Raw genomic sequence first — 26,205 nt, forward strand, 5'->3', positions numbered from 1 at the left:
ACTTTGTAGTGTAACCTATTCATTTGGTGAATACAAAGTTAAACATTAAATATTAAACATCCAACAATTATGTCTGAAAACTTAGAAAAAATCCGTCCGGCACTTGTTGCCCTTGAAGTAGGTGAATCCGTTTCATTTCCCATTTCACGTTTGAAAAGCGTCCGTACACAGGCTTCAGAGCTTGGTGCCATCTATAACCGTCAGTTTAAGACCAGGACTGACAGAGAAAACCAAACCATCACGGTAAAACGAACAGTATAGAAACCAAATCAGGTTTATATGAAGATATTACAGTTTCTGGACCATCTTATACCATACGAAACATTCCTGAATGACCTCTCCTCCAGAATTGTCAGGCAATTGAAAGCCGACAAGGATGATCCTGAATTCATCAGCCAGAGGAAGGCATACGAGCTGTTTGGCCGCAGGAATGTAGAAAGATGGAAACGTCAGGGAAAGGTGGTTTCCTATAAAAGACCCGGTAAGGTGGAATACCGCACGGCAGACCTCAGGCTCCTGCAGCGTACCACCCAGGACTATTTTGATGAAAGTCAGTCGAAACAGACTGAAAGACCAGTCAAAAAAGACAAATGATAAACATATTATGGCTAATATTTTAATAGTGGTAAACTATATATGTTTAATTTAGCCGTGATACTCTATGAAATATAAAGAAAACAATTATAGTAGGTACAGAAATGTGCGTCAGTAACCTTTGTTCGCCAGCTTATAGTTTAAAATAAAGTCGGACAGGTATTTGTATCGCACATTCATAATGATTTTATAATAATGAAAGAAATCAGACCAGCGTGCGATCCAAACGGTGTCTATTCAGTCAAGCGCACCTGTGCTGAACTCGGTATCAGCAACAAGACACTCAAAAAATACAGAGATAACGGATATATCCAACCGCTTAATCCTAATAATGTCAGCCGTCCGAAATACTCCGGCCAGTCAATAATCGATTGTTGGAACCTGCTCAGTACGTTATGATAAGCGAAACAACCATACGGAAAGTAAGGGAACTTGCCATAGAAGACGTACTCAGTCCTTATGTCAGACTGTCCAGAAAAGGTTCAACACTGATGGGACTTTGTCCTTTTCATACAGAGAAGACCGGTTCCTTTGCCGTTACCCCAGGCAAGAATCTCTTCCACTGTTTCAGCTGTAACCGTGGTGGTGATTCCATTACGTTTATAATGGAAAAGGAAAACCTTTCCTTCAGTGCCGCCGTGGAATTTATTGCCAGGAACCATAATATTCCGGTAGAATACGTCAGTGAAGAGCGCAGTGAGGAACAGATGGCTGAAGCCAGGCACCGGGAGTCACTTCTGACAGTTCTCGATACAGTACAGTCTTTCTTCCTGCAGAATTTAAGAGCAACAGACAAGGAAGAGAGCCTTGATGCCAGGGCCTACGCATACAGTCGGTGGCATGAGGAGTTCTGTGCCTTTGCCGGAATAGGCTATGCACCGAAGGATGGCCAGGCCTTTATGGATTTCTGCAGAAGCAAGGCTCTGAACGAAGAACTGCTGTACGAACTCGGTATGTTCAAGCGTGGCGAGGACGGAAACACATACGCCATGTTCCGACAGCGTATCATGATTCCCGTGAGAAACAGATGGGGACGCATCATTGCCTATACAGCCAGATACATCGGAGACAACAGGAAAGCTCCCAAGTATATCAACTCGGCAACAAGCATGATTTACTCCAAGGGAGAAACAGTATTCGGTATTGACCGTGCCGCCAGACTGCGTGATGCCGACTATTATATCATTGTGGAAGGTGCTCCTGATGTCCTTAGAATGCAGTCAATTGGATACGACAATACAGTCGCGTCACTTGGAACAGCCTGGAGTGACAGCCAGTTCGAGCTGCTGAAGAAGTATGTATCTTCACTCTGTTTCATTCCAGATTCAGATATTGCGGAAGGCAAACCATACGGACCGGGATTTGAGGCGGTGATGACCAACGGAGCTGCAGCCATAAGAAAAGGATTCCATGTAACAGTCAGGGAACTTCCTTTTGCAGAAATACCATCCGGGACAGAAGGAGAAGTACAATATGCAAAGAATGATGCCGACAGCTATATCCGCAGCAGGGAGGATTACACTTCACTTCCGGAAAAGCATTTTATCATCTGGTTGGCACAGAAACGCTTTCTGGTAGCCGGTTCCATGGTAGAGGAAAGAAAGTGTGTTGCTGAAATAGCAGACCTGTTGCGCTATATAAAAGACCAGCTTGTATATGACCAGTGCATAGAACAGCTCTCCAGACTGCACGGCAAGGTAAAGCTGTGGCGTGATGCCGTTACCCAGGCACGTGGTGAAGCCAGGAGAAGGAACGACAAACCTGCGGCTATGAACGAGATGCAGCGTGAAGCTGAACTACTGCGTCAGTTCGGTCTGTTCGTCAGGGAAAACTGTTACTACTCCATCGGTGAAGATGATGATGAACCGTCAAGAATCTCCAACTTCATCATGGAACCACTATTCCATATCGAGGATGAGATAAACGGAACCAGAATCTTCCGTATGAGGAATATGTACAATGTATGCAGGGTCATAGAACTGAAAGAGTCGGAACTCTGCTCACTGAGCAACTTTCAGCAGAAGGTCGGCTCACTGGGCAATTATGTATGGCTCGCCAAGATAGACAAACTCAACCGTGTAAAGGAATACCTGTATTCAAAGACCGATACGGCAGAACGTATCAGAAAACTCGGTTGGAATGCGGCTGAAGGATTCTTCGCTTTCGGTAACGGAATATTTTTTGCAGGTACATTCAATGCCGTTGATGATTTGGGTATAGTCCGTAGTATAAACGGCAAGGCCTTCTATATACCGGCCACTTCAAAAATATATCTCAACAACCCGGAGATATTCCAGTTTGAGAGACTTATGGTGCATGAGAACCGTAATGGGATAAAGCTGCATGACTATGTAGGCAGACTAATGCAAGTGTTCGGTGAGAATGCAAGCGTAGCCTTCTGTTACCTTCTTGCCACCCTCTTCCGTGACATTATATTCAGACGCACCCGTCACTTCCCCATTCTGAACCTTTTCGGTGAGAAAGGAACCGGTAAAACAACCCTGGCCACTTCCCTCCAGTCTTTCTTTCTGCACGGAGTTGATCCGCCCAATCTCGGTGTAACTTCCGTACCGGCCATGAATGACCGTGTATCACAGGCCGTCAATACACTTGCCGTGCTTGATGAATACAAGAACGACCTCGACATACGCAAGATAGCCTATCTGAAAGGGCTCTGGGGCGGTGGCGGCCAGACCAAGAAGAATACGAATACAGACGGGATGGCAGCACAGACCATTGTCACAACAGGTGTAGCCCTTTGCGGCCAGGACAAGCCGACACAGGATATGGCACTCTATACCCGTGTCATCTTCCTTGCCTTTTCAAAGACATCATTCAACCAGAATGAGAAAAGAGCCTATGAAGACCTTGTATCAGTCTGCAACATGGGACTTACCCACCTCACCCTGGAGATACTGGGGCACCGGGAACTGTTTGAGAAGAACTTCCCGGAAATATATTCCATCACCAAGCGTGAGCTGGCTGCAAAGCTGGAAAATGAAACCATCCATGACCGTATCTTCGGCAACTGGGTTATTCCACTGGCCACTTTCAGAACATTGGAGACAGTCATTGACGTGCCTTTCAGTTATGCGGAGCTTTTTGAAACAGCAGTCAAAGGAATACGCAACCAGAATGAGCTGGCTCAGGAAAGTTCAGAGATAGCGGACTTCTGGAGTATGCTTCAGGGATTCCAGACTTCAGGGAAATGTATCGAGAAGGCACATTACCGCATAAGGTATATGAAATCCTTCCGTCCGTTGTCCGTAAAGGAAGATATAGAATTTAAGGAAGCACGTCCTATTCTCTATCTGAACACGGCAGCTGTGGCATCACTGTTCAACAGCCGGAACGCATGTTCCACCTCCAACCGCTCTAACTGGTCCACCATCATGTCCTACCTGAAATCCCATGCTTCATACCTGGGACTGAAGCAGGACAGATTCACCATACTTCTGCCAAGCGGACTTCCTGACTATACCATCGACATTGTGAATGGCGAGCAGGTTAAGAAGGTAAAGGTAAACCGACCAAAGGCACTGTGCTTTGATTATCTGCAGTTGAAGGAGACTTTCGGATTGGATCTTGAAACTGAGGTGGTATCTGAGGTACAGGAGGAAATGCCTGTTGAGCAACAACATCCAATTAAACAGGAGGAATTACATTTTCGCTGATTATTATGCTGTATCAAGAGAACTATTATATTAATATACTGATTAACAAGTTATGTTATGTGTCTAAAAATATGCTTTTTAATTCATTATTATAGTGAAATTTCCGTATCTTTGTACTTATATGTACGACCTGATATGGAATTAGGTGCTTTTTGTAAAACAGATAATATGATAGAAACTATAACTGTAAAAAATTTCAAGTCAATAACAGATATGACATTGTCTTTAGGTAATGTCAATGTTTTTATCGGTGCTAACGGTTCCGGTAAATCAAATATTCTTGAAGCTATAGCAATGGTTGCAGCTGAGCGTTCTGCCCAAATAGAAGTAAATTCCATGATACAGAAAGGCATTAGGATTGCGAAACCGGACTTGATGATAAGTTCATTTTATGGTCAGCCATCCAACAGCACCATTAATGTAAACATATCTGGGACTGAAGGAGAACGTATAAAATATGCAGTTACCAATTTAGCTCCAGAGGATATTTATTCTACTTGGAATGCTCCTTGGTCAACTGGAGCCAGACGTGGAAACATTAAGGAAGCAGTAGAAAAAACAGATAAGTTAAGGGAATATTTGTCCAAGTATCTTATTTATTCACTGTCAATCAACGCACTTCGTGGATTGACTTCAGACAGCTTGCAATATCCTCTTGGTTTGAATGGAGAAGGTCTTGATGTGCTTCTTAACAACATACCCAAAGAAGAAATCATGCAGATAAAAGAATCAGCTAAAGACTATATATCCTGGATTGAAGATATATTCTTTGACAGTGAGGAAATATATAAGATGCAGGGATATAAATTGGGAAGAAGTAAATCCAATCTCTATTTCAGGGATAAGTTTATGCAGAAAAAGAACAATCTGTTTTCTGCGGAGAATGCCAATGAAGGTGCGTTGGAATTATTGTTTTATCTGACACTCTTTATCAGCAGGAAGACCCCGGACTTCTTTGCCATTGACAACATTGAAAATGGGTTGAATCCCCGTTTGTGCAGGTTTCTCATGAAGAAAATCTGTGAATTGGCTGTCAAGAATGGTAAGCAGGTACTTATAACAACGCATAATCCGGCCATATTGGATGGCTTGAACCTTAATGACGGTAGTCAGCGATTATACGTTGTGACCCGTAACGATGAGGGAAAAACGCAGGCTAAACGTATCCAGACAAAAGAACAGACAGGTGAACAGCGCATGATGCTTTCAGAAATGTGGATGAAAGGACTTATTGGCGGTGTACCTTATAATTTCTGATGATATGAGATTGGGTATTATAGCAGAAGGTAAAGCTGATATAGCTGTAATAAAGGCAGTTCTGAAGGCTTTGAAGGGTATTGATGGTAGTGATGTCGTTCAATTGCGTCCCAGTGAACAGTTTGATGAGACAGATTTGAATGAAATGAATTTCAGCAATTGGAATCTGGTCTTGAAATCATGTGAGGACAATAACCTGCTCCAGTCTTTTTTTGATGTATTGGCAGATGATGCTTTGCTTGTTGTTCAGATAGATACTGCAGAACGAGGTGAAGCTGGGTATGATATAAATGAACCATTACGTACAAAAGATACAGATTGGAAAGAATATTGTGATTATCTGTATAAAGCAGTAGAATATAAAATTTCGAACATTATTCCGGAGACTTATCGTGATAAGGTTGCATATGCAATAGCAATTGAAGAAACTGATGCGTGGCTTATACCTTTATTCGATAATTCCTGTAAAGAAACTGCACAGTATGCAAATCCAAAAGAACGGTTACATTATCTTATTGGCAGGATTGACGGTAAAAAAAGAGTCAAATACATCAACACTGACAAAAAGAATCTGGACTATGATAATATATCAAAAGATATGAGAAAAGGACTTAAGACATGCCGTCAAAAAAGCCGGAGTCTTGATTTGTTCTGTTTGGACTTGGAGAACAAATGCAATATATAATATTATGCCAATAAAAGATAGATTTTCTCTCTTTTGTTGGCATATAAATTTTATAAGATTCTCATGGCGGTGAATGGGAAGATGTAAGTTTTGGAAAGCATGTTAAATCTCAACTATAGCAGGAATTTCGGATAAACAGTAATATTGTAAAGCTGAAATTCATAATTAATTTCTTGCGATTTTTTGTTGTCAAATTTCTGATTATCAGAATATTTTCGTATATTAGTATAGTAATAATGATTATAAACAAAGGTAAAACAAATAAATCCTATGATTATGGCAAGAACATTTACTATTACCAGTTATGGCAAGACTAAGGAATATCCGGAGAGTCAGCGTAAGAAGATGATTAAGGAGTTTGAGACAGCTATGCTTTGCTGTGATGGCAGTGAAGCTGAACGCTACAGGAATATATATGGTGACCTGGTTGCCGGTGAGAAGGAGTGTATGGACACAGAACGTCCATTGGGTCCTGAGCTTGAAGCGATGATTGAGCGAATGTTTACTACTCAAAAGTAAAATTCTACAATTGCAGATTTCTATGTTGCATACCTATTTCTGATACGCCCAATCTTCTGAAGCAGTTTCATTCTAAGCTTTTCCGGAAAAGTAATCTCCACCTTATCACCGAGAGCCAGGATTTCATCCACCAGCTCGTCAGTCACAAGAAGAGTGTAATCAAATGACGTGAAACTCCCCATATCATTCCTTTCCACCTGCGAATGGTGGAAAGGATGCTTTCTCAGATAATCGGCAAATGGACCGTAAGCCCTTAGAGTAACCTCTTCCGGCTGTTGTCCGGTTGGAGCCACAACACCAATAGAGTCTGAAAGACGTTTGGCAAGCGAGAATCTGCAGTCAGTCTGAAACCTGTTTCCGCTGAGATAGATTCTTGTCAGTGCATCAAGAGGAACAGCACAGAACTCTGATCCGTTCCTGTACCCAAGCAGATGCCAGCGGTTATGGAACAGCTTCAAACCTTCCGGTCTCAAACGGCCTTCCACTTCATTGCCCTTGTCATTGGTGTAGAATATGTACAATTCATGTCCATCGCTGATACATTCCGATATATCCGGCAGGTATTCAATACCATTTGACATGTCAGGCAGTACAACACGATGGAACAGACACGGACTGCTTTTCAGAGCCACATCAATGATACGACTGTTGAACAGCCAGTTCCGGCAACTGTCACCGAGTATTTCATCCAGGTTCTGGATATAATATGTATAGTCTTTTCTGTTGCACGCAATAACTATGTCGAAGTTCTCCTCAATCATCTTTCTGTGATGATGGAATGTACGAAGACTCAGCGGCTTCCCATTGTACAGGAAATGGTGCTTCCATATCTCACAAAGCCTTTCAAAAGTGACCTTTCTTTCCTGATAGACTGTATGCAACAGCCAAATGTATCGGTTGTAGATATTATTCATAAAACTACCTCTTTAACTTATTTAATTATCTAAATATAAGCATTATAAACGAGATATGCAAGAAATTTGCACATCTTTTTGTATAATATTTTCACTATAATCCGGACTGGTTTTCAGTACAGATTGACTATATCCATGCCTCTCTTCCTTGCCTCCCTGCAGGTATAGAATGTTCCTCCCAAAGGCTTGCCGTCATAATAGGCAATCAAACCGCATGAATGCTCCAGCATGAAGTCATTGCGCCTTAGAAAGCATCCCTTGAAATAGTGTTCACTCAATACAATAACCCGGTCAGCCTGGGAAATTATTCTCTGATAACGTTCCTTTTCCATTGACGGCCACAGGCAGCTCTGTCTCCTGAAAGGTACAACGGCAATTAGCCGTATATCCGGGTACTTTCCCTTCAGTGACAATACAGTTTCAGCGGCCATCAGGTCGAAACCCATAGCCATGCCTGAATAGAAGCAGGTAATGCCTGATTTGCATGCAAACGACACGGCTTCAACAAGCCGTGTCCTTATTTCATCCAGCCTTTCTGCGGGAATAGTTCTGTGTCCCGTGAAGGCCAGTGATTTTGATTTGTCTGATAATATTCCGTTCATAGTTCTATACTTTATAATGGGTTCTTGCAAGGAAGATGCCTTCAATGACATTCGCTCCGAAACTCTCCAACTGATTCGCATATATACCGAAACTGATTCCGCGTGTTATTACATCATCGAAGACTATGACTGCCTTACCTCTGAACCACTCTTCATCAAATTCGATGATGCTCACCTTTCTGATTTCCTTTTCAGCCTTACGGTTTTCATGAACAGCCAGTCTTTCTCCGCATACCCTTACATGGTCATATCCGTTTATTGCTCCTGTGAGTTCACATACCCTTTTGCAGAAGTTCATATACCGGATTTCATTCTTTCTTACCGATGATGCCGGAACCGGAATGAACACCAACTGTGAGCATCTGTTGCCGTGTTCCTCAATCATTCTTGCTGCCGTCATCTGTGCCACCTCTTCATGAGACCTTCCGTCCTTGAAGTCATAAACCAACTGTCTGTCGGCGATTTCCTTCTCGCCCACATTCTGAATACGTTTGGGAAAATACTTGCAGAACCATGTCTGTGGCTTTTCCAATTGCTTTCTGATGCTTTCGTCCATCTGTGCCATACGCTCTAATTTTTTCCCTTCTGTCAGCAAGTTTTTCAGCTTGCCCGAAGGATATTTTTTGCAGTTCTCAGAAGCGCAGGCATTCAATAAGGCAAACTTCAAGGAAAGCTGAAAATACGCTCAACCCCGTTTGAGGAAGATTTTCAGTCCTGTGTTTGACGTTTGCAATGCCGGAGATACCTTTAAAAATATCTGTAGAGGTATGCTGAACAAACCTGTGGCTGTAATGGTACATTAGGATAAGCATGTATCCCTTTCGCATCAGATGTTTTCAGATAATAAAATGCACCCGTTTCAAGGGTGACAGTGTTGACAGAGAGTATCTGTCAGTGTATCAGGTACTTCATATAGAAATCATGCGTTGACAAACGTTGACAGGCGTAGCCATAATTTTCAGTCCGCTAAAAATCCATAGCCAAACGTTGACACACTATAATACTCTGTTCTTTATAAGAAAAATCAGAAAGAATATAATATGTTGTATTACAGCAGTTTCCCAGACTGACTTTATACCGGATTCTCATTGGATTTGCTGTCAACGCTGTCACCCCTTGAATATATGCCTTCCTTATTTCTGTAAAAACATATTCTCCATCAACGGTCTTAGTGCAGCCGTATTGAATAAATGGTAACACATAATCCATCGTATTCCCACAATCTCCAAAATAATCCCATATTTGACGTATTGACTGCTAATAATCAGATGTTTACCTTTACTTTATAGCATAAACGAAAGAATAATCAGCATGAGATATAATGAAAGTCGTTCCAGAGAAGACATATTCAGTGAAGGATGCAGCACGCTATTTGGGTGTTCACCGCTGTACCATCTATTCCTATATCCGCTACCAGAAAAAGCCGCTGGCTTTCCTGAAAATACCGGATAAGGCAAAAAGAGTATTCATAGGAGCTGACCTGATAGCCTACAAGGAATCCGGTCTGCCAAAGCGTGGCCGCAAGCGTAAGAATACACGTTAAAATAAGTTCATTTCTATTTTTATAAGAGCCAAAACATTAGTAGTAATTTTAATTTTTTCTTAGTAATAGTTTGGTTGTTAAAGAATCATTTTCTATGTTTACAATAGTATAACAAATAAACGTAAGAACGAAAATAAATTAATTATGGAAATGAAATTAAAACATTTGGAATTTATTCAAGGTATTATTACAAGAATGGCTAATAATTCTTTTATGTTAAAAGGATGGGCTGTAACACTTGTTGCTGGTATTTTTGCTTTATCAAGTAAAGATTCTGATCAGTTGTATTCAATCATTTCAATAATTCCAGTTATTGCTTTTTGGGGATTAGATTCTTATTATTTACTGCAAGAAAGACTATATCGATCCCTATATAATAAAGTTAAAGATCTAGAGGAGAACTCGATAGATTTCTCTTTGAAAACAAGTTATGATAAATTCCCTTTCAAGGAAAACAGATATTCACGTTGTTTGTTTTCAAAAACAGAGTTATGGTTTTATTTACCATTATTTCTTGTTTGTCTAGCAGTAATAATATTTGTTAATATTGATAATATTCAAATTTGTATTAAAAATATAATAAATTCATAAGATATGCCTGGTGTTACTAAACGTATATTTGAGCATGATGTAAGAGATATTATTTCTATGTGGAATGATGAGATAAAGACGTTAATGCCATTACTACCACAAGAATATACAAAGAAAGATATAATTAATTTATTAAGGAAATATTATCCATATGAATGGATTTCTGTTGAGTCTAAGTATACTTACTACCATACTAAGGATAAATATATAATGAAATTTTGTGGAAAAGCTCGTTTTAAAATGCTCAAACCTGAACTTTTGATTTGTAAAGTACCAATGTATAAAAAAATATCATCTGAAAATTATCTGGAATACCATAAAAATAATTTTTCAGAAGATGAATGTGAAGAATCAAAAACAAAGCTATGGAACCAAAGGCAACCTAAAATAGAACGTATTAATAAGAAAATTGAAAAAGCTTTATATAAAACTCAGCAAGTAACACCTACATTTATTGATCAATTGATTGGACTATATGAACGTAAAAATACAAGTCAAAAAGATAGAGTCTATATACTTTTAGAATTAAAAAAATATTATTGCAAAAAGGTGATACAATTTTTCTTTAAACTTAATGATACTGAACTTAATAAACAGTTAAGATTTGAAGCTTTCTATTATTTGCAGGAGTTTAATTTTAACCCTCGTCTAAGAAAGCAGAAATATATGTTAGTACATACAAATAATAAAGAGAGAAAGGATTATCTGAAAAATATATATTCTAATGAGAAATATATAATAAAGCTGAATCCGAATGAATTAGAATATAGAATTGAGAATTCAAAGGAACAGAAGATAAAGTCTTATGATTATTTTATTTCCCATAGCAGTAAAGATAGTAAAGAAGTTCAAGAGCTTATTAGGAAAGAAAACAGTCTGAAAAAAAATATTTTTTGTGATTGGATAAATGATATTGATTATTTAAAACGACATTTATTATGTAATGCTACACTTAGAGTTTTGGAAGAAAGGATGAAACAATCAAAAGCCTTAATTTTTGTGAAATCAGAAAACTCACTTAGTTCTATTTGGTGTAAATACGAATTGAATTTCTTTTATGAACTCCAGAAACCAATTTTTATTATAGAGAAAGACTCCATAATAAATAAAGATTTTGAACTTAAAACTATAAATGATTATTGGTTTATAGACTCTGATTATAAAGAGTCGACATTAATTTTTGCATCAAAGATTTACAATTAATGCCTATTTATTTTTAATTGTATTTGCTATGGTAAATAACATAATAAACAGTTTTTTCATTAATTATTATAGCCTACAAGGAATCCGTTGTTCTACCCAAGCGTTGCTGCAAGCTTAAGAAACGCTGTTAGTTCAGTAGGCCACATGGATTGTAACGATAAGATTACATCAGACATCCATATCTGTAGTAAGTTCAACAGCTAACAGTTTTGCTTTCAATTTTACTTCATCCGTATCGGCTACAGCCTATAAGGATTCTGACGGTTCCATCGCTTCCAACTGAATCGTCCATTTCCTTGCGTATTCTTTAGGTACAATGGCACTGACAAAGGAGAATATTTCTTCTGCAATTTCCACTGCAGTGAAGTTGCTGCTTTAATGCTGAAACAGAACGGTACACCGCCAGAAGCCTTCCGTCCAAAGTGAAGATAACGGATTCTCCCAATGTTTTCCAATGAGACATTCCACACATATCTGGCAGAGACATTATAAATGTAGCAATAATTTCTCATTCTACAAATCATCATAATTAGTAATCATTTACCTGCTATAATAAGCAGCCGGTCTTGTCCGTGACGGATAGGACCGGCCACTTCTGTTTTCATACAGCCTATTCAAACCTTGCAAGAAATTCCTGAAGCCTGCTGTCCTGAATCTGTTTCAGCGGAACCTGCTTAAAGTTCTGCTGCTGTCTTACCTGAAGCTTGCCAAGTCCCTGAGCACTCAGGTCAAGCTCCACATCCGAAAGTTCATTGAGGGAAATATACCCGTATTCATCCTCCATGAGTCCGACTACGATACCGAATAGAATCACATCGTCATCCTCTTTGTTTCCTTCAAGGATAAACCACCTTACAGAACCAAGGGCAAAAACCGCACGGCAAACAGCATCCTTTCCCTTGCCGTCTTGGGAGTAGAGCGGATAACCCTCCAGAGCTTCCGCCAGTTGTGTTGTCATCAATCTGCACATATCAGTTAAAAATTAAAAGATTGTTTGATACTCATTTTTCTTGCTCGCATAACATCTGAATTTTGAAGTTCAGATTATTTTCCCTTTGGTAAAGCTCATTGAACTTCATGGCCGGGAAAAACCGTTTTATGTGCATTTGTGACTGCGGACCAAAGGGAGAAAAAGACAAGTGTGAAGTCAGAGAATGCAGACGGAATACCCAAATTTTTGAGGTATGAGAAAATTTGCGGAAGGCTGCCGTCAAGTCCTCCGACTGAAAGCGCAAGCGTCACTTGGCGTTTCTCCAGTCCGCAGTATCTTTGCACATAAGAAACGGTTCCGGCTATGATGCTCCAATGATTTCCTGCCATTCAGTATTCAAAGATTTCTGAAGAGTATAGTATTCGTTTTCAGACAAACCACCGGTAACCAGTTGCCAATGTCAGAGCCTTTGAAGTGAAGAGTAGCGCAACCTTAAAGGCTCTGTCTTTGGCAACTGTCCTGATTTATCTGCATGATTGTATGAACCTGTCGGGTGAAACTTGCCTGGTATCAGGATACGAAGCAAGTCAGCCGGTTAGTTTCCGTAGTATAAGGCAAGTTGTTCCGGCATCGCATGAAATACGAACAGTCGGAACAGCTTGCCTGTATTTTAAGACGAGTATTCAGGGATATAGGACGTTCCGTCAGTGCAAGCTTTAGCCTGCATCAACGGAGCTGACTGTTAGTATTCGTTTTAGATATGTCGTCTGACACCAGTCGCCAATGTCAGAGCCTTTAAAGTTAAGAGCAGCGCAACCTTAAAGTCTCTGTCTTTGGCAACTGTCCTGATTTATCAGTATGATTGTATGAACCTGTCGGCTGAAACTTGCCTGGTATCGAGATACGAAGCAGGTCAGCCGATAAGTTTCCGTTATATAAGGCATGTTGTTCCGGCATCGCATGAAATACGAACAGTCGGAACAGCTTGCCTTTATTTTAAGATTTGTATTCAATGATATAGGCCGTTCCGAAAGTGCAAGCTTTAGCCTGCATCAACGGAGCTGACTGTTAGTATTCTTTTTTAGACTGGTTACGGATATCCAATTATATTGTTCTGAGGAGGGAAATAAATTGCAACGTATTTCAAGACTATTTGCCTGGAATTATATGGTAAATTTATCATTATATGCACCAGTTTATGTGGGATAGTCAGGATTTTGATTAAAGTATTTTTGCTATTAGGGGAAAATCTATAAATTTGCGGTCAACTCTAATAAATAGGTGATGAAAGAATTAAATCGATTAAAAGTAGTTTTAGCAGAAAAAAAGAGAACAGGGAAATGGTTGGCTGCACAATTAGGAAAAGATCCAACAACTGTATCTAAATGGTGTACTAATACTTCTCAACCAGATTTGCAGACACTCTCAGCAATAGCTGAAATACTAGGAATAGATATTAAGGACTTGTTGTATAGCAGCAAGAATGAATAATACACTCAATTAAAATGATTTATCTAAATAAAAAGATTAAATCAATAAATTATAATTATGGAGATAAAAGAGGAACTATCTTTAGAAGATATAGATAAACTTCTTCTTCAAGGAGAGGAGTTAAATCTAACATCAGATATAAAGAAACAAATAAGTGAATCTTATGAGTTTCTAAAAGGATTTTCAAAGGAAAAAGTAATATACGGTATCAATACCGGTTTCGGACCTATGGCTCAATGGAAAATAGAAGAAAAAGACCTAGAAAAATTACAATACAATATAATTCGTAGTCATTCAACTGGAGCAGGAAATCCGCTTCCACCTATTTATGTAAGAGCCGCTCTTTTATCAAGGATTATGACTTTCATCAAAGGTCATTCTGGAGTCCATACCAATAGTGTTGAATTATTAATACAGTTCTTCAACAATAAAATATACCCAATTATACCTGAGCATGGAAGTGTTGGAGCAAGTGGAGATCTAGTACAGTTAGCTCATTTGGCTTTAGCATTAATTGGAGAAGGAGAAGTTTCTTATTTAGGGAAAATAATGAAATCATCTGATGTACTAGAACAGCTAGACCTTAAACCTTTGAAAATGTATATTCGAGAAGGGCTTGCTTTGACTAATGGAACTGCAGTTATGACAGGTATAGGTTTGGTTAATCTATTATTAGCAAAGAAACTTATACACTGGTCTTTAATGGCCTCAGTCATGATGAATGAGATAGCATCTTCTTATGATGATTTTATGTCAGAAGTACTTAATGGACTGAAGTTGCATAAAGGGCAAAAAAGAGTGGCTGAACAAATGAGAAAGATATCCTCTGGTAGTAAAAGACTACGAAACAGAACAGAAGAACTTTACCACCCACAGGAGAAAAATGTATTTCAACATAAGGTACAGCCTTATTATTCATTAAGATGCATACCGCAAATATTAGGGCCAATCTATGATGAATGGGAAAATGCAAAAACAGTTTTAATAGATGAATTAAATTCTGTTGATGACAATCCTATCGTTGATAAAGATCATAATACCGTCTTACACGGAGGAAATTTTCATGGAGATTATGTTTCTTTTGAAATGGATAAGCTAAAGATTTCTGTTACTAAATTAACCATGTTGACCGAAAGACAGATGAATTACCTATTCCATGATAGAATTAATGGAATATTGCCACCATTCGTTAATTTAGGAAAGTTAGGACTTAATTATGGTCTCCAGGCTTCACAATTCACGGCAACATCTACTACAGCTGAGTGTCAGACATTATCGAATCCAATGTATATACATTCTATTCCAAATAACAATGACAATCAGGATATAGTATCAATGGGAACTAATTCAGCACTATTATGTGCTCATGTAATTGAAAACTCATATCAGGTCATGGCAATTCATATGATGGCTTTAGTACAGGCTGTAGATTGCTTACAAATAGCAGAAGACTTAGCACCTGAAACGAGGAATTTATATAATCAAATAAGGAATATAGTTCCGTCATTTGCAGAAGATACACCAAAATATGAAGAGATAAGAAAGCTCGTTACTTTCTTGAAACAATAAACTAAAAGGGATTTTGTATGTCATACAACACTAACAAATATGCACTTGTAACAGGCGGCAGTAGAGGTATAGGAAGAGCTGTCGCTATAAGACTTGCGCAAAGCGGATACAATATTGTAATAAATTATGTATCAAATAGAGAACAAGCGGAAGAAACTCAAAAAATAATTAAGGAATTAGGAGTAGAAGCTGAAATCCTGCAGTTTGACGTTTCTAAAAAAAGTGAAGTAATTGCAGCTATTGAGAAGTGGAAAAGCAGTCATGAGAATGACTATATATCAGTATTGGTGAATAATGCCGGGATAAGAAAAGACAATCTTCTCATATGGATGCCTGAAGAAGACTGGTCTCAGGTACTTAATATAAGTCTAAATGGATTCTATAATGTAACACATGCATTATTACAGAATATGCTTGTGAAGAAATGGGGAAGGATAATAAATATCGTATCCTTATCTGGAATAAAAGGAATGCCAGGTCAAGTAAACTACTCAGCTGCAAAAGGAGGTGTAATAGCAGCAACCAAGGCACTTGCACAAGAAGTTGCAAAGAAAAAGGTCACAGTGAATGCTGTAGCACCAGGATTCATAGAAACTGATATGACAAGTGATTTGAACCAATCAGAATTGAAGGCGCATATACCAGTCGGAAGATTTGGCAAGCCGGAAGAGGTAGCGGAGCTTGTAAATTTATTGGCTTCAGATTCAGCAGCCTACATCACAGGAGAGGTTATATCTATTAATGGAGGTATTTATACTTAAGAATATATGAATAGAAGAGTTGTAATAACAGGTATGGGAATCTATTCCTGTATCGGCCAAAATAAAGAAGAGGTATTAAAATCATTGTTTGAAGGAAAGTCAGGTATAGGCCTGGATCCCCAAAGAAAAGAAATGGGATATCGCTCTTCTCTGACTGGAATTTTAAAGACACCGAACCTAAAGAGCCTATTGGATAGAAGACAAAGGTTATGCTTGCCAGAACAGGGACAATATGCATTTGTAGCAACAAAAGAGGCCTTGGAACAAGCTGGTATAGACCAGGACTATCTGAAAAACAATGAAGTAGGAATACTGTTTGGAAACGACAGTTGTGCAGAACCTGTAATAAAAGGTGCTGATATTATAAGGGAGCAGAAAAGTACGGTCATGGTTGGTTCAGGGAACATATTCCAAACCATGAACTCAACAATAACCATGAATCTGTCCACAATCTTCAATCTGAAAGGAATAAACTTTACAGTGTCCGGAGCTTGTGCAAGTGGTTCTCATGCTATAGGTTTAGGTTATTTACTTATAAAACAAGGGCTACAGGATTGTATAATATGTGGTGGAGCCGAAGAAGTAAATGTTTTCTCTGTTGGGAACTTTGATGCGTTAAGCGCATTTTCCATCAGAGAAGATGAGCCAACAAAAGCATCCCGACCTTTTGATAAGAACAGAGATGGTTTAGTACCAAGTGGTGGTGCAGCCTGTGTAATTATTGAAAGTTATGAATCGGCAATCAAGAGAGGAGCAACCATATTAGCAGAGATAATAGGTTATGGATTCTCTTCAAACGGTGATCACATATCTGTACCTAATGTAGATGGGCCAACACGTTCTTTAAGAAGAGCTATTCAAGATGCCGGAATAAACATCAATGATATTCAGTACATAAACGCCCATGCGACATCAACACCTATAGGTGATTTCAATGAAGCAAAAGCGATTAATGAGGTTTTTGGTGATCACAAACCTTTTGTTGCTTCAACAAAGTGCTTCACTGGTCATGAGATGTGGATGGCCGGAGCCAGTGAAATTGTTTATTCAACATTAATGATGCTAAACGATTTCATAGCAATGAACCTAAATTTTGAAGAACCTGATGAAGCATCTGCTCTATTGAATATACCTACACAAAGAATTGACATGCCTTTTGATACTTATCTGAGCAATTCGTTCGGATTCGGGGGTACAAATTCATCATTAATAGTAACTAAATTAAAATAAACAGATATGACAAAAGAAGAAATTATTGAAAAAGCTCGCACAATCCTTGCTGAAGAGTTTGAAATAGATGTTGATACAATAACACCAGATGCGTCTTTAAAGGACACATTAGGACTGGACAGTCTTGATCTTGTAGATGTGGTAGTTTTGGCTCAGCAGAACTTTGGAGTTACATTGACTGGTCCTGACTTCGTGGATGTGAAAACTTTCTCAGATTTTTATGAATTATTGGAAAAGAAAATAAATGCATAAATCAGTGAAACGTAAATGGAGTGGAAAATCAAGAGGAGGGAAATTAGGCTATCTGTTTTTTATTTACACAATAAAATTACTAGGAATCAAGATAGCCTATTGTTTCTTGGCCCTTGTCGTTATCCATTTTATTCCTTTTGCACCAAAAGCCACACATGCAATATGGCTATATAACAGGAAAAGACTTCATTACGGGACACTTAAATCAATCTTGAAACTGTACCAGCATTATTATGTATTTGGTCAGACATTAATTGACAAATTAGCGATAAAGAGCGGCCTATCAAGTAAATATCATTTTGAATTTGATAATTATAAAAGATTTATTGATATAATAGATAACAGTAAAGGTGTTATCTTGATAGGTGCTCATGTCGGATGCTGGGAAGCAGGTGCAGCATTTTTCGGTAATTATGGGAAAAAAATCAATATCGTAATGTTCGATACAGAACATCGCGGTATTAAGGAAGCAATAGAGGATGCGTCAGAAAAGCAGAATTTTAAGATAATACCAGTAAATGAAGATACATTGGGTGCCATGATAAATATAAAAATGGCACTTAACAATGGCGAATACGTATGTTTTAATGGCGATAGGTATTTGGATGAAAATTCATCTATTAGTTTAGAATTCCTGGGGGGACAAGCAAGACTTCCCATAGGTCCGTTTAAGATTGCCAATAAATGTAGGGTTCCAGTTGTGTTTTATTATTCAATGCGAGAAAAAGGCTGTACATACAGATTTATCTTTGAAGAAGCAGACATGACTAAGAACACAACAACAGAGAATTTAATAAATCAATATATCAGGTCTTTAGAATCAATAGTTAGAAAATACCCACAACAGTGGTTTAATTTCTATAGATTCTGGAATTAAATTATTGAAAATGAAACTTACACCTCAATTAGAGAAAATATATTCCCATGAGAGACTAACGGCAATAGAAGCTCAAAGAAGAGCGCAAGAAATTGCCTTTGGTCCAATAGTCTTTCAAGTATCAAGACTTATGGTAAAATTGGGGATTCTTGAACTATTGTCAAATAATAGAGAAGGTTTAACCCAGGAACAGATAGCAGAAAAAACAGGATTAAGTTTATACGCTGCACAAGTTTTACTGGAAGCGTCCTTGTCTATAGGGACAGTTTTGATAAAAGAAGATATGTATCAACTGTCTAAAACAGGTTGGTTCCTTTTAAATGACAATATGGCAAAGGTGAATATGAACTTCAACCATGATGTTAACTATAAAGGTCTATTTAATCTGGAAGAAGCCCTCTTGGAAGGCAAACCATCCGGATTGAAATCTTTTGGGGAGTGGCCGACCATATACGAAGCCTTATCAAGTTTGCCTGAGCATGTGCAAAAAAGCTGGTTCGGCTTTGATCATTTCTATTCTGATGAATCATTTGAAGCTGCTCTGAAAATTATATTTGATGGTACAAAGAAAGTAAACAGGTTATTAGATGTAGGTGGGAACACAGGAAGATGGGCAACAAAATGTGTTCAATATAATCCATCTGTTGAAGTAACCATTATGGATTTGCCACAACAGGTTGCAATGATGCGTGAACAGACAAAGAATATAGACGGTGCAGACAGAATACATGCATATCCATGTAATTTGTTGGATAAGTCTGTCAAGTTCCCTACTCCGGCATTTGATGTAATCTGGATGAGCCAGTTCTTGGACTGTTTTTCGGAAGAGGAAGTGACTAGTATATGTAAAAGAGCTGCAGAATCAATGGATGAAAATTCAAGATTATATATTATGGAAACTTTCTGGGACAGACAGAAGTTTGAAACAGCAGCTTATTGTCTCACATTAACAAGCATATATTTTACGGCTCTAGCAAACGGAAACAGTAAAATGTATCATTCATCTGATATGGAAAGATGTGTCAACAATGCCGGTCTTGAAATTGAAGAGATTGTTGACGGATTGGGATTAGGACATTCAATAATGATTTGTAAGAAAAAAAATGGAGATAATTGATTTGATACCACAAAGAGAACCGATAGTTATGGTAGACAAATTTGTCGGTATAACAAACGGTATCTCGGAAACTCAGTTGACAATCAAAAACGACAATATATTTGTGGAAAATGATTGTTTCACTGAATTTGGTCTTATTGAACACATAGCGCAATCAGCTGCAGCAAGAGTGGGATATATTTGCAGAAATGAAAACAAGCCAATATCAATAGGTTATATAGGTGCTATATCCAACATGGAAATAGTATTTCTACCGAAGATAAATGACATGTTAGAAACTAAGATTGAGATTCTACAAGAAGTTTTTAATATTACTCTTATCAAGGCTGAATCTTTTACTGATGGCCGATTAGCAGCAAGTTGTCAAATGAAAATTTTCTTGAATTCATGAAGAAGAGGAAATATGATTCCACACCGACCTTAGTGGGTGTAACTAAAGCCAAAGTTCGGTTCAGTGAGGTAGATTCAATGAAAATAGTTTGGCATGGTTCTTATGTAAAATACTTTGAGGATGGAAGAGAAGCATTTGGCCGAGAATATCCAGGCATAGGGTATTTGGATATATATGCCAGCGGATATATGACACCAATAGTGGATTTACAGATACAGTACTTAAACCCGCTTACAATAGATGATGACATCATAATAGAAACGAAGTATATTCAGACACCAGCAGCTAAGATCTGTTTTGAATACCTGATAAGAAAGTCTGATAGCAATATCATTGTGGCAAGAGGCAGTTCCGTTCAGGTTTTCATAGATAACAATGGAGAAATGTGCTTGAACAATCCTCCGTTTTACGAGAAATGGAAAGAAAAATGGATAAAGTAAAACAAGTATATATAGGACATGACAGTTTGATAACATCTTTAGGAGAAAAGATGCAAACCTTCTATGCATTAGAGCAAAAGGAGTGTGGACTCAGCTATAATGAAAAATATGGAATGATAGTAGGGGCTATAAACAGGGCCTTACCTTTAGCATATCAACAAGAGGGATGCACATTCTTTGAATCGCTAGTGATAAATAATACATTAGCAATTATCAATGAATCTCAGTTGGACGTAAAAGACCAAAGGCTTTTGGTCATTTTATCTACGACAAAAGGTAATATCAATAAATTAGAAGATAATGTCTGTCCAGTCCCAGAAGATGCATTTTTAGGTACAACTGCATTGAAGCTACAAACATATTTAGGACTTTCAAACTTGCCATTGATTGTTTCCAATGCTTGTATTTCAGGAGTGTCAGCCCTAATCATAGCCAGAGAAATCATACTACAAGGTAAATATGACAATATTATCGTAGTCGGTTGTGATACGCTAAGTCCATTTATAACAGAGGGATTTGCTTCATTTAAGTCTATTAGTTCAAAACCTTGTAGACCATATGACAAGAATCGTGATGGGCTATGTCTTGGAGAAGCATGTGGGGCAATACTCTTAACATCAGATAAAAGTCAAGCCAGGCGCCCATATTTGTATCTTAACGGCGGTGCTATAACCAATGATGCAAATCATATATCAGGCCCGTCAAGAACCGGTGACGGATTGTATTTAGCTATTGAAAGGGCATTAAGCGAAGCAAACCTAGATAAAAATGATATAGGCTTTATAAACGCACATGGCACTTCAACTGTATATAATGATGAAATGGAAAGTAAGGCTATTGCTTTGGCAGGACTTACTGATAAACCTATAAATAGTTTTAAGTCATATATAGGCCATACATTAGGAGCATCAGGCGTTGTAGAAACCATACTGTGCATTCATGAACTTCTTACAAGAAGAGTATTTGCAACTTTAGGATTCGAGGAGCCTGGGACATCATGTTCCATAAGCGTAAGTTCAAAGGAACAGAAGTTTACAAAAGAAGCATTTATTAAAACGGCTTCCGGATTTGGTGGATGCAATGCTGCCATTGCTGTTTCTTCTGAATGCTACAAAGGTATTCATCCGACCTATGATAATTCTGCTAAAGAAGTATGTCATTACAGCTTGCCGGTTTCATGCGATACGTTTCATGATTTTATTAGGGCAGAATACAAGAAGTTAGGTGAGACCAACATGAAATTCTACAAGATGAGTGATTTATGTAAGGCTGCATATGTTTCTATGGCGAATCTGTTGGAACAGTATTCATTAAATCAATATTCGCCAGAAGATATATCTATAGTTCTAGCAAACAGGTCTTCGTCTCTTGATGCGGATATTGAACACCAGAAAGTCATCAATAAGCATTCAGAAGAAGGGGCTTCTCCTGCAATCTTTGTATATACCTTACCAAATGTCGTTAATGGGGAACTGTGTATTCGCCATAAAATAAAAGGGAATAACACATTCTTCGTTGAAGATAAAGACAATGGAACCGCAGAAGAATATGCGAAATTATTGCTTGAAACAGGAAAGGCAAAGGCTGTCATTTGTGGATGGTGTGAAAAGTTATGTGAAAAGTATGAAGTTAATTTGAAATTATTAATTAGAGAAAAATAAACAATCATGGAACAACTAGTAAAAGAACTCAAACAGCATTTGATTGAGGAATTAAATTTAGAAGAAATAACTGTTGATGATATTGATACAGATGCACCATTATTCGGTGATGGATTAGGATTGGACTCAATAGATGCATTGGAAGTAATACTTATTCTTGAAAAATATTATGGTGTTAAATTGTCCAATTCTGCAGAAGCAAAGCCTATATTTTACTCTGTCAGAACACTTGCTGAATACATTGAGAAAAATAAGAAATAAAACATTATAATGAGCATTGTAGTTAGCGGCTTAGGTGTAGTTTCTTCACTAGGTATTGGAGTAGAAGAAAACTTAACTCATTTATATTCAGGACAAAGTGGTATTTCTCTTTGTCCTGAAATACTAATTACCAACAATAATTTACCTGTTGGTGAAATAAGATACTCAAACGAACAAATAAAAGAAAAACTAGGCATACCAGCAAGTAAAGTAATATCTAGAACTGCATTACTGGGAATGCTTGCCGTTAAAGAAGCCATTATAGACTCACAAATAGATGTGTCCAGTAATAAAACAGGTCTAATATCATCAACTTCTGTAGGTGGTATGGATCTTACAGAAATATTCTTTAAAGATTATATTAAAGACAATACTAAAGGTGATATAAGGCAAGTACTCATGCACGATTGTGCAGCTTCAACTAAAGCGATATGCAATTATTGTAACATTAATGGTTATTCAACTACTATCAGCACAGCATGTTCTTCATCAGCCAATGCTATAATAAAAGGATATAACCTATTAAAGCATGGTGTATTGGATGCAGTTATTGTAGGAGGTTGCGATGCCTTAAGTGCATTTACTTTGAACGGCTTTAAATCCCTTATGATATTAGACAAAGAACTTTGTAAGCCATTTGATGAAAGAAGAGCCGGACTAAATCTTGGTGAAGGCGCTGGATACATTGTTCTTCAAAGAGAAGAAGACTGTAATAAAAAGTACTGCCGTCTTTCTGGATTTGCCAATACGAATGATGCATTCCATCAAACGGCATCATCAGAAAACGGAGAAGGTGCTTATCTTGCAATGAATAAAGCACTATCGATGGCAGGTTTATACCCGGAATCGATAGATTATATAAATGCTCATGGTACAGGTACACCGAATAACGACTTAACGGAATCAATAGCTATATCACGTATATTTAATCAGAATATGCCTCTAATATGCTCCACAAAGTCTTATACAGGACATACATTAGCAGCATCTGGAGGTATAGAAGCTGTATTTTCCATATTATCAATTAAGGAAGGTTTTGTACCTGAATCACTTAATTTTGCTGTGCCAATGCATAATGGAGTAATACCAAATACAACACTTCATAGACAAGAAATTAATACTGTTCTCTCTAATTCTTTTGGATTCGGAGGTAATTGTTCAACTTTAATTTTCTCTAAGCAATAATGAGTTGTTATGTAAAAAATATAATTGCTGATGATGACGTTATATCAGATATCAAAGCACTAATTCCTGAAGCTGCTGTGAGGAGACGAATGTCTCGTATACTAAAAATGGCTGTTACAACTGCTGTAGAATGTTGTGGCAATATTGATAATATTAAAGATATTGACAGCATAGTAACAGCAACCGGATACGGATGTTTGGCAGATAGCGAAAAATTCCTGAGAAATGTAATAGAGAATAATGAGGAGCTATTAAATCCAACACCCTTTATCCAATCTACATTTAACACGGTAGGAGGCCAAATTGCCTTACTTTCAAAGAACCATTGTGAGAATATTACATATGTAAACAGGTCTCACAGTTTTGAGGATGCATTGCTTGATGCATACTTGCAGATTGGTATTGAGGGAAAAGAAAGAATCTTACTAGGAACATTTGATGAAATAATTGAAAGTTCCAACATTATTTTAGAACGGCTAGGGGTCTTTCGTAACGGACAGAAGAATGGAGAAGGTGCTATCTTCATGGAACTTACATCAAAATATTCAGAGGCATGTAATATCAAAATTGAGCACATTGAGTTTTCCAATAATGTACTCAGTCAGGATGAATGTATCGATAGATATGCCAAATCTAAACAAGAAAAAATTGTCTATAACAATTTTACGGAATATGGTATTTATCCAACTGTTTCTGCACGAATATTCTATGATTCCACCAAGGATTTGGAGAGAGATGAAGAAATGATATTTTGCAATAATTATCTTGGTATGAGTTCCTCAATAATTATAGTGAAAGGGGTTTAATATGATTATTATAATTATTTCCTTTATCTTGCTATTCTTTATATGGGCTTCCGCTGATATAAGAAGTGGAATATACTTAAGATGTATTTGTAGAGGGAATAGAATGGAGAAAGCAGTAGCATTAACATTCGATGATGGCCCAGACCCTATTCATACCCCCAGAATACTTGATATACTTGAAGAGAATAATATTAAGGCAACTTTCTTCCTCATCGGTTCAAACATTGAAACATATCCAGAACTGGTAAAGAGAATTTATGATGAAGGGCATATAATAGGGAATCATACTTTTTCTCATACCCCATCATATACTCTTTGGAGTAGTAAAAGAATTTATGAAGATATACGGAAGACAAATGATATCATATATAAAATAACAGGCAAGTACCCGGTTTTCTTCAGACCGCCATTCGGAGTAACCAACCCGCTAATACGAAGAGCTGTAAACAATAGATTTATTAGCATAGGATGGAATATACGCTCATATGATACATTAAAGTTTTTAAAGCGTAATTCTATAAGCGAAAGAATAATACGCAATATAAAGAGTGGTGATATCGTTCTACTACATGATAACAGAGAAGGATCTGACATACTTCTGGAATCAGTTATAGAAGGAATTAAAAAGAAGGGTATTGAAATAGTGCCACTAAATAAACTTATAAATAAGAATGCTTATGAAATATAGATTAATATGTATTTTAATGTGCCTGGGCATGTTCTTGTCGGTAAATGCACAAGGAAACCCGGGAAATGATAAAGAGTTCATAAATGAATTGGAAAGTAAGACATCCAAGATACAAACAATAACCTGTAAATTTACACAAACACAATCTTTATCAGTACTGTCAAATAAAGTGTCGAAAAAAGGTGTCTTCTATTATCAAAGACCAGAAAAGATATTACTCTCGTTCAATGACGGAGACTATATAAAGATGACATCAGAAGATTTCCAGATGAAAAATGGAGATAAAATAAACGAGATGAAGGTAGATTCTAATCCAATGCTTCGTGAGCTGAAGAATATATTGTCAGCTTGCATGACAGGAGAGATAATGAATTCTACCAAAGATTTTAATCATGTGTTGAAGAAAGAGGAACTTAAATATACAATCATAATGACGCCTAAAAAAAAGAGGGTAGCATCTAAAATAAAAGAGATTATGCTTGAATTTGACAGGCGAAATATGTGTCTCAATAAGATGAGAATGACACAACCAAATGGTGATTATACACTATATGAATTTTTGGATAAAGAATTTAATAAACAAATTAAACAGTTTGATAAACAATGAATTGGGAAAATAATTTCTACAGAATCATACAGGTTGCTGAAGGAGATAATGGATTTAACTCTACAGTTGAATTAATGGAGAAACACCCTATATATGAGGGGCATTTTCCGTTTGAACCTATTGTTCCTGGAGTCTGTACTTTGGCTATTATAAGAAGCTGCTTAAGTGTCTATTCTGATAAGAATATATCTTTCAGTAAAATAAAGGAATGTAAGTTTATCTCAGTTATTAAACCAAAAGCAGGGCTTTTAATATCAATAGATATTACATTTTTAAAAGAAAACACAATATCGGCAATAGTATACAATAACGACAATACGGTCTTAAAACTAAAAGCAACAATCAAATAATACAAA

General features: G+C 37.5%; 31 protein-coding genes. 26 read left to right on the forward strand and 5 right to left on the reverse strand.

What is annotated here, in order from left to right:
• Positions 1–69: 69 nt before the first annotated feature.
• From H9626_RS01285 to H9626_RS01310, 7 genes are all read left to right on the forward strand, one after another.
• Positions 70–261 carry a hypothetical protein gene (locus H9626_RS01285; protein WP_005815678.1) on the forward strand — a complete coding sequence of 64 codons (192 nt, stop codon included), beginning with the start codon at positions 70–72 and terminating at the stop codon, positions 259–261.
• An 18-nt stretch (positions 262–279) separates the two neighbouring features.
• On the forward strand, positions 280–594 hold the full coding sequence (locus tag H9626_RS01290) for a hypothetical protein (protein WP_008157769.1): 315 nt from the start codon (positions 280–282) through the stop codon (positions 592–594).
• 195 nt (positions 595–789) lie between these two features.
• Positions 790–993, forward strand: coding sequence for a hypothetical protein (locus H9626_RS14830; protein WP_025892289.1), 204 nt, complete (start codon positions 790–792; stop codon positions 991–993).
• Complete coding sequence (locus H9626_RS01295; protein WP_191709301.1) at positions 990–4,268, forward strand: DNA primase; 3,279 nt, start codon at positions 990–992, stop codon at positions 4,266–4,268. The genes H9626_RS14830 and H9626_RS01295 overlap by 4 nt, the downstream gene beginning before the upstream one ends.
• A 168-nt stretch (positions 4,269–4,436) precedes the next feature.
• Positions 4,437–5,525: an AAA family ATPase gene (locus tag H9626_RS01300; protein ID WP_130053966.1), complete on the forward strand. Its 1,089-nt coding sequence runs from the start codon at positions 4,437–4,439 to the stop codon at positions 5,523–5,525.
• A gap of 4 nt (positions 5,526–5,529) precedes the next feature.
• Positions 5,530–6,210: a TetR family transcriptional regulator gene (locus H9626_RS01305; protein ID WP_130053965.1), complete on the forward strand. Its 681-nt coding sequence runs from the start codon at positions 5,530–5,532 to the stop codon at positions 6,208–6,210.
• Between the two features lie 270 nt (positions 6,211–6,480).
• Positions 6,481–6,729 (forward strand): hypothetical protein, encoded by a 249-nt coding sequence (locus H9626_RS01310; RefSeq protein WP_118165895.1) that lies wholly within the window; start codon positions 6,481–6,483, stop codon positions 6,727–6,729.
• Positions 6,730–6,749: 20 nt separating this feature from the next.
• Here H9626_RS01310 and H9626_RS01315 read toward each other — a convergent pair whose 3' ends face one another.
• From H9626_RS01315 to H9626_RS01325, 3 genes are all read right to left on the reverse strand, one after another.
• The gene (locus H9626_RS01315; RefSeq protein WP_191709302.1) at positions 6,750–7,643 is read right to left on the reverse strand and encodes a helix-turn-helix transcriptional regulator; all 894 of its coding nucleotides are present in this window, start codon (positions 7,641–7,643) and stop codon (positions 6,750–6,752) included.
• A gap of 113 nt (positions 7,644–7,756) precedes the next feature.
• A complete protein-coding gene (locus H9626_RS01320; RefSeq protein ID WP_191709303.1) occupies positions 7,757–8,245 on the reverse strand; it encodes an SLOG family protein in 489 nt (162 codons plus the stop codon).
• A 4-nt stretch (positions 8,246–8,249) separates the two neighbouring features.
• Positions 8,250–8,810, reverse strand: coding sequence for a ribonucleotide-diphosphate reductase subunit alpha (locus H9626_RS01325; protein ID WP_191709304.1), 561 nt, complete (start codon positions 8,808–8,810; stop codon positions 8,250–8,252).
• Between the two features lie 756 nt (positions 8,811–9,566).
• Here H9626_RS01325 and H9626_RS01330 point away from each other — a divergent pair.
• From H9626_RS01330 to H9626_RS01340, 3 genes are all read left to right on the forward strand, one after another.
• Positions 9,567–9,788 (forward strand): helix-turn-helix domain-containing protein, encoded by a 222-nt coding sequence (locus tag H9626_RS01330; protein ID WP_191709305.1) that lies wholly within the window; start codon positions 9,567–9,569, stop codon positions 9,786–9,788.
• Between the two features lie 144 nt (positions 9,789–9,932).
• On the forward strand, positions 9,933–10,379 hold the full coding sequence (locus tag H9626_RS01335; protein ID WP_191709306.1) for a hypothetical protein: 447 nt from the start codon (positions 9,933–9,935) through the stop codon (positions 10,377–10,379).
• 3 nt (positions 10,380–10,382) lie between these two features.
• A complete protein-coding gene (locus tag H9626_RS01340; RefSeq protein ID WP_191709307.1) occupies positions 10,383–11,582 on the forward strand; it encodes a TIR domain-containing protein in 1,200 nt (399 codons plus the stop codon).
• Positions 11,583–12,192: 610 nt separating this feature from the next.
• On the opposite strand, the gene H9626_RS01345 is transcribed toward H9626_RS01340, so the two are convergent.
• Both H9626_RS01345 and H9626_RS14835 read right to left on the reverse strand, forming a co-directional pair.
• The gene (locus H9626_RS01345; protein WP_191709308.1) at positions 12,193–12,552 is read right to left on the reverse strand and encodes a DUF2958 domain-containing protein; all 360 of its coding nucleotides are present in this window, start codon (positions 12,550–12,552) and stop codon (positions 12,193–12,195) included.
• 95 nt (positions 12,553–12,647) lie between these two features.
• On the reverse strand, positions 12,648–12,902 hold the full coding sequence (locus H9626_RS14835; RefSeq protein WP_225230838.1) for a hypothetical protein: 255 nt from the start codon (positions 12,900–12,902) through the stop codon (positions 12,648–12,650).
• Between the two features lie 895 nt (positions 12,903–13,797).
• On the opposite strand from H9626_RS14835, the gene H9626_RS01350 reads away from it, so the two are divergent.
• From H9626_RS01350 to H9626_RS01425, 16 genes are read left to right on the forward strand one after another with little or no spacing between them, the layout of a single operon-like run.
• Positions 13,798–14,004 (forward strand): helix-turn-helix transcriptional regulator, encoded by a 207-nt coding sequence (locus tag H9626_RS01350; RefSeq protein ID WP_122296054.1) that lies wholly within the window; start codon positions 13,798–13,800, stop codon positions 14,002–14,004.
• Between the two features lie 57 nt (positions 14,005–14,061).
• A complete protein-coding gene (gene flxA / locus H9626_RS01355) occupies positions 14,062–15,573 on the forward strand; it encodes a flexirubin biosynthesis tyrosine ammonia-lyase FlxA (protein ID WP_191709309.1) in 1,512 nt (503 codons plus the stop codon).
• A 17-nt stretch (positions 15,574–15,590) separates the two neighbouring features.
• Positions 15,591–16,334: a flexirubin biosynthesis SDR family reductase FlxB gene (flxB, locus tag H9626_RS01360; RefSeq protein ID WP_191709310.1), complete on the forward strand. Its 744-nt coding sequence runs from the start codon at positions 15,591–15,593 to the stop codon at positions 16,332–16,334.
• Between the two features lie 6 nt (positions 16,335–16,340).
• The gene (locus H9626_RS01365; RefSeq protein ID WP_122296056.1) at positions 16,341–17,564 is read left to right on the forward strand and encodes a beta-ketoacyl-[acyl-carrier-protein] synthase family protein; all 1,224 of its coding nucleotides are present in this window, start codon (positions 16,341–16,343) and stop codon (positions 17,562–17,564) included.
• A gap of 6 nt (positions 17,565–17,570) precedes the next feature.
• A complete protein-coding gene (locus H9626_RS01370; protein WP_122296057.1) occupies positions 17,571–17,816 on the forward strand; it encodes an acyl carrier protein in 246 nt (81 codons plus the stop codon).
• Between the two features lie 4 nt (positions 17,817–17,820).
• Positions 17,821–18,693 (forward strand): lysophospholipid acyltransferase family protein, encoded by an 873-nt coding sequence (locus H9626_RS01375; RefSeq protein ID WP_122296157.1) that lies wholly within the window; start codon positions 17,821–17,823, stop codon positions 18,691–18,693.
• Positions 18,694–18,703: 10 nt separating this feature from the next.
• On the forward strand, positions 18,704–19,810 hold the full coding sequence (locus tag H9626_RS01380; protein WP_191709311.1) for a FlxJ family methyltransferase: 1,107 nt from the start codon (positions 18,704–18,706) through the stop codon (positions 19,808–19,810).
• Entirely contained in the window at positions 19,797–20,201 is a 405-nt protein-coding gene (locus H9626_RS01385; protein WP_191709312.1) for an ApeP family dehydratase, read from the forward strand. Before H9626_RS01380 ends, H9626_RS01385 begins: the two co-directional genes overlap by 14 nt.
• Positions 20,198–20,641: an acyl-CoA thioesterase gene (locus H9626_RS01390; protein ID WP_122296060.1), complete on the forward strand. Its 444-nt coding sequence runs from the start codon at positions 20,198–20,200 to the stop codon at positions 20,639–20,641. Before H9626_RS01385 ends, H9626_RS01390 begins: the two co-directional genes overlap by 4 nt.
• On the forward strand, positions 20,629–22,302 hold the full coding sequence (locus H9626_RS01395; RefSeq protein WP_191709313.1) for a beta-ketoacyl synthase N-terminal-like domain-containing protein: 1,674 nt from the start codon (positions 20,629–20,631) through the stop codon (positions 22,300–22,302). The genes H9626_RS01390 and H9626_RS01395 overlap by 13 nt, the downstream gene beginning before the upstream one ends.
• A gap of 6 nt (positions 22,303–22,308) precedes the next feature.
• Positions 22,309–22,563: a phosphopantetheine-binding protein gene (locus tag H9626_RS01400; protein ID WP_122296061.1), complete on the forward strand. Its 255-nt coding sequence runs from the start codon at positions 22,309–22,311 to the stop codon at positions 22,561–22,563.
• A gap of 9 nt (positions 22,564–22,572) precedes the next feature.
• Positions 22,573–23,748: a beta-ketoacyl-[acyl-carrier-protein] synthase family protein gene (locus tag H9626_RS01405; RefSeq protein ID WP_122296062.1), complete on the forward strand. Its 1,176-nt coding sequence runs from the start codon at positions 22,573–22,575 to the stop codon at positions 23,746–23,748.
• Positions 23,748–24,554, forward strand: a complete 807-nt coding sequence (locus H9626_RS01410) for a beta-ketoacyl synthase chain length factor (RefSeq protein ID WP_122296063.1) — start codon at positions 23,748–23,750, stop codon at positions 24,552–24,554. The genes H9626_RS01405 and H9626_RS01410 overlap by 1 nt, the downstream gene beginning before the upstream one ends.
• 1 nt (position 24,555) lies before the next feature.
• Positions 24,556–25,242 carry a polysaccharide deacetylase family protein gene (locus tag H9626_RS01415; RefSeq protein WP_122296064.1) on the forward strand — a complete coding sequence of 229 codons (687 nt, stop codon included), beginning with the start codon at positions 24,556–24,558 and terminating at the stop codon, positions 25,240–25,242.
• The gene (gene lolA2 / locus H9626_RS01420; RefSeq protein WP_182424384.1) at positions 25,232–25,849 is read left to right on the forward strand and encodes a flexirubin biosynthesis/transport protein LolA2; all 618 of its coding nucleotides are present in this window, start codon (positions 25,232–25,234) and stop codon (positions 25,847–25,849) included. The genes H9626_RS01415 and lolA2 overlap by 11 nt, the downstream gene beginning before the upstream one ends.
• Positions 25,846–26,199, forward strand: a complete 354-nt coding sequence (locus H9626_RS01425; protein WP_191709315.1) for an ApeI family dehydratase — start codon at positions 25,846–25,848, stop codon at positions 26,197–26,199. The genes lolA2 and H9626_RS01425 overlap by 4 nt, the downstream gene beginning before the upstream one ends.
• Positions 26,200–26,205 lie beyond the last annotated feature (6 nt).

The sequence above is a fragment of the Phocaeicola faecium genome, assembly GCF_014837055.1.
Lineage (GTDB): Bacteria > Bacteroidota > Bacteroidia > Bacteroidales > Bacteroidaceae > Phocaeicola > Phocaeicola gallinarum.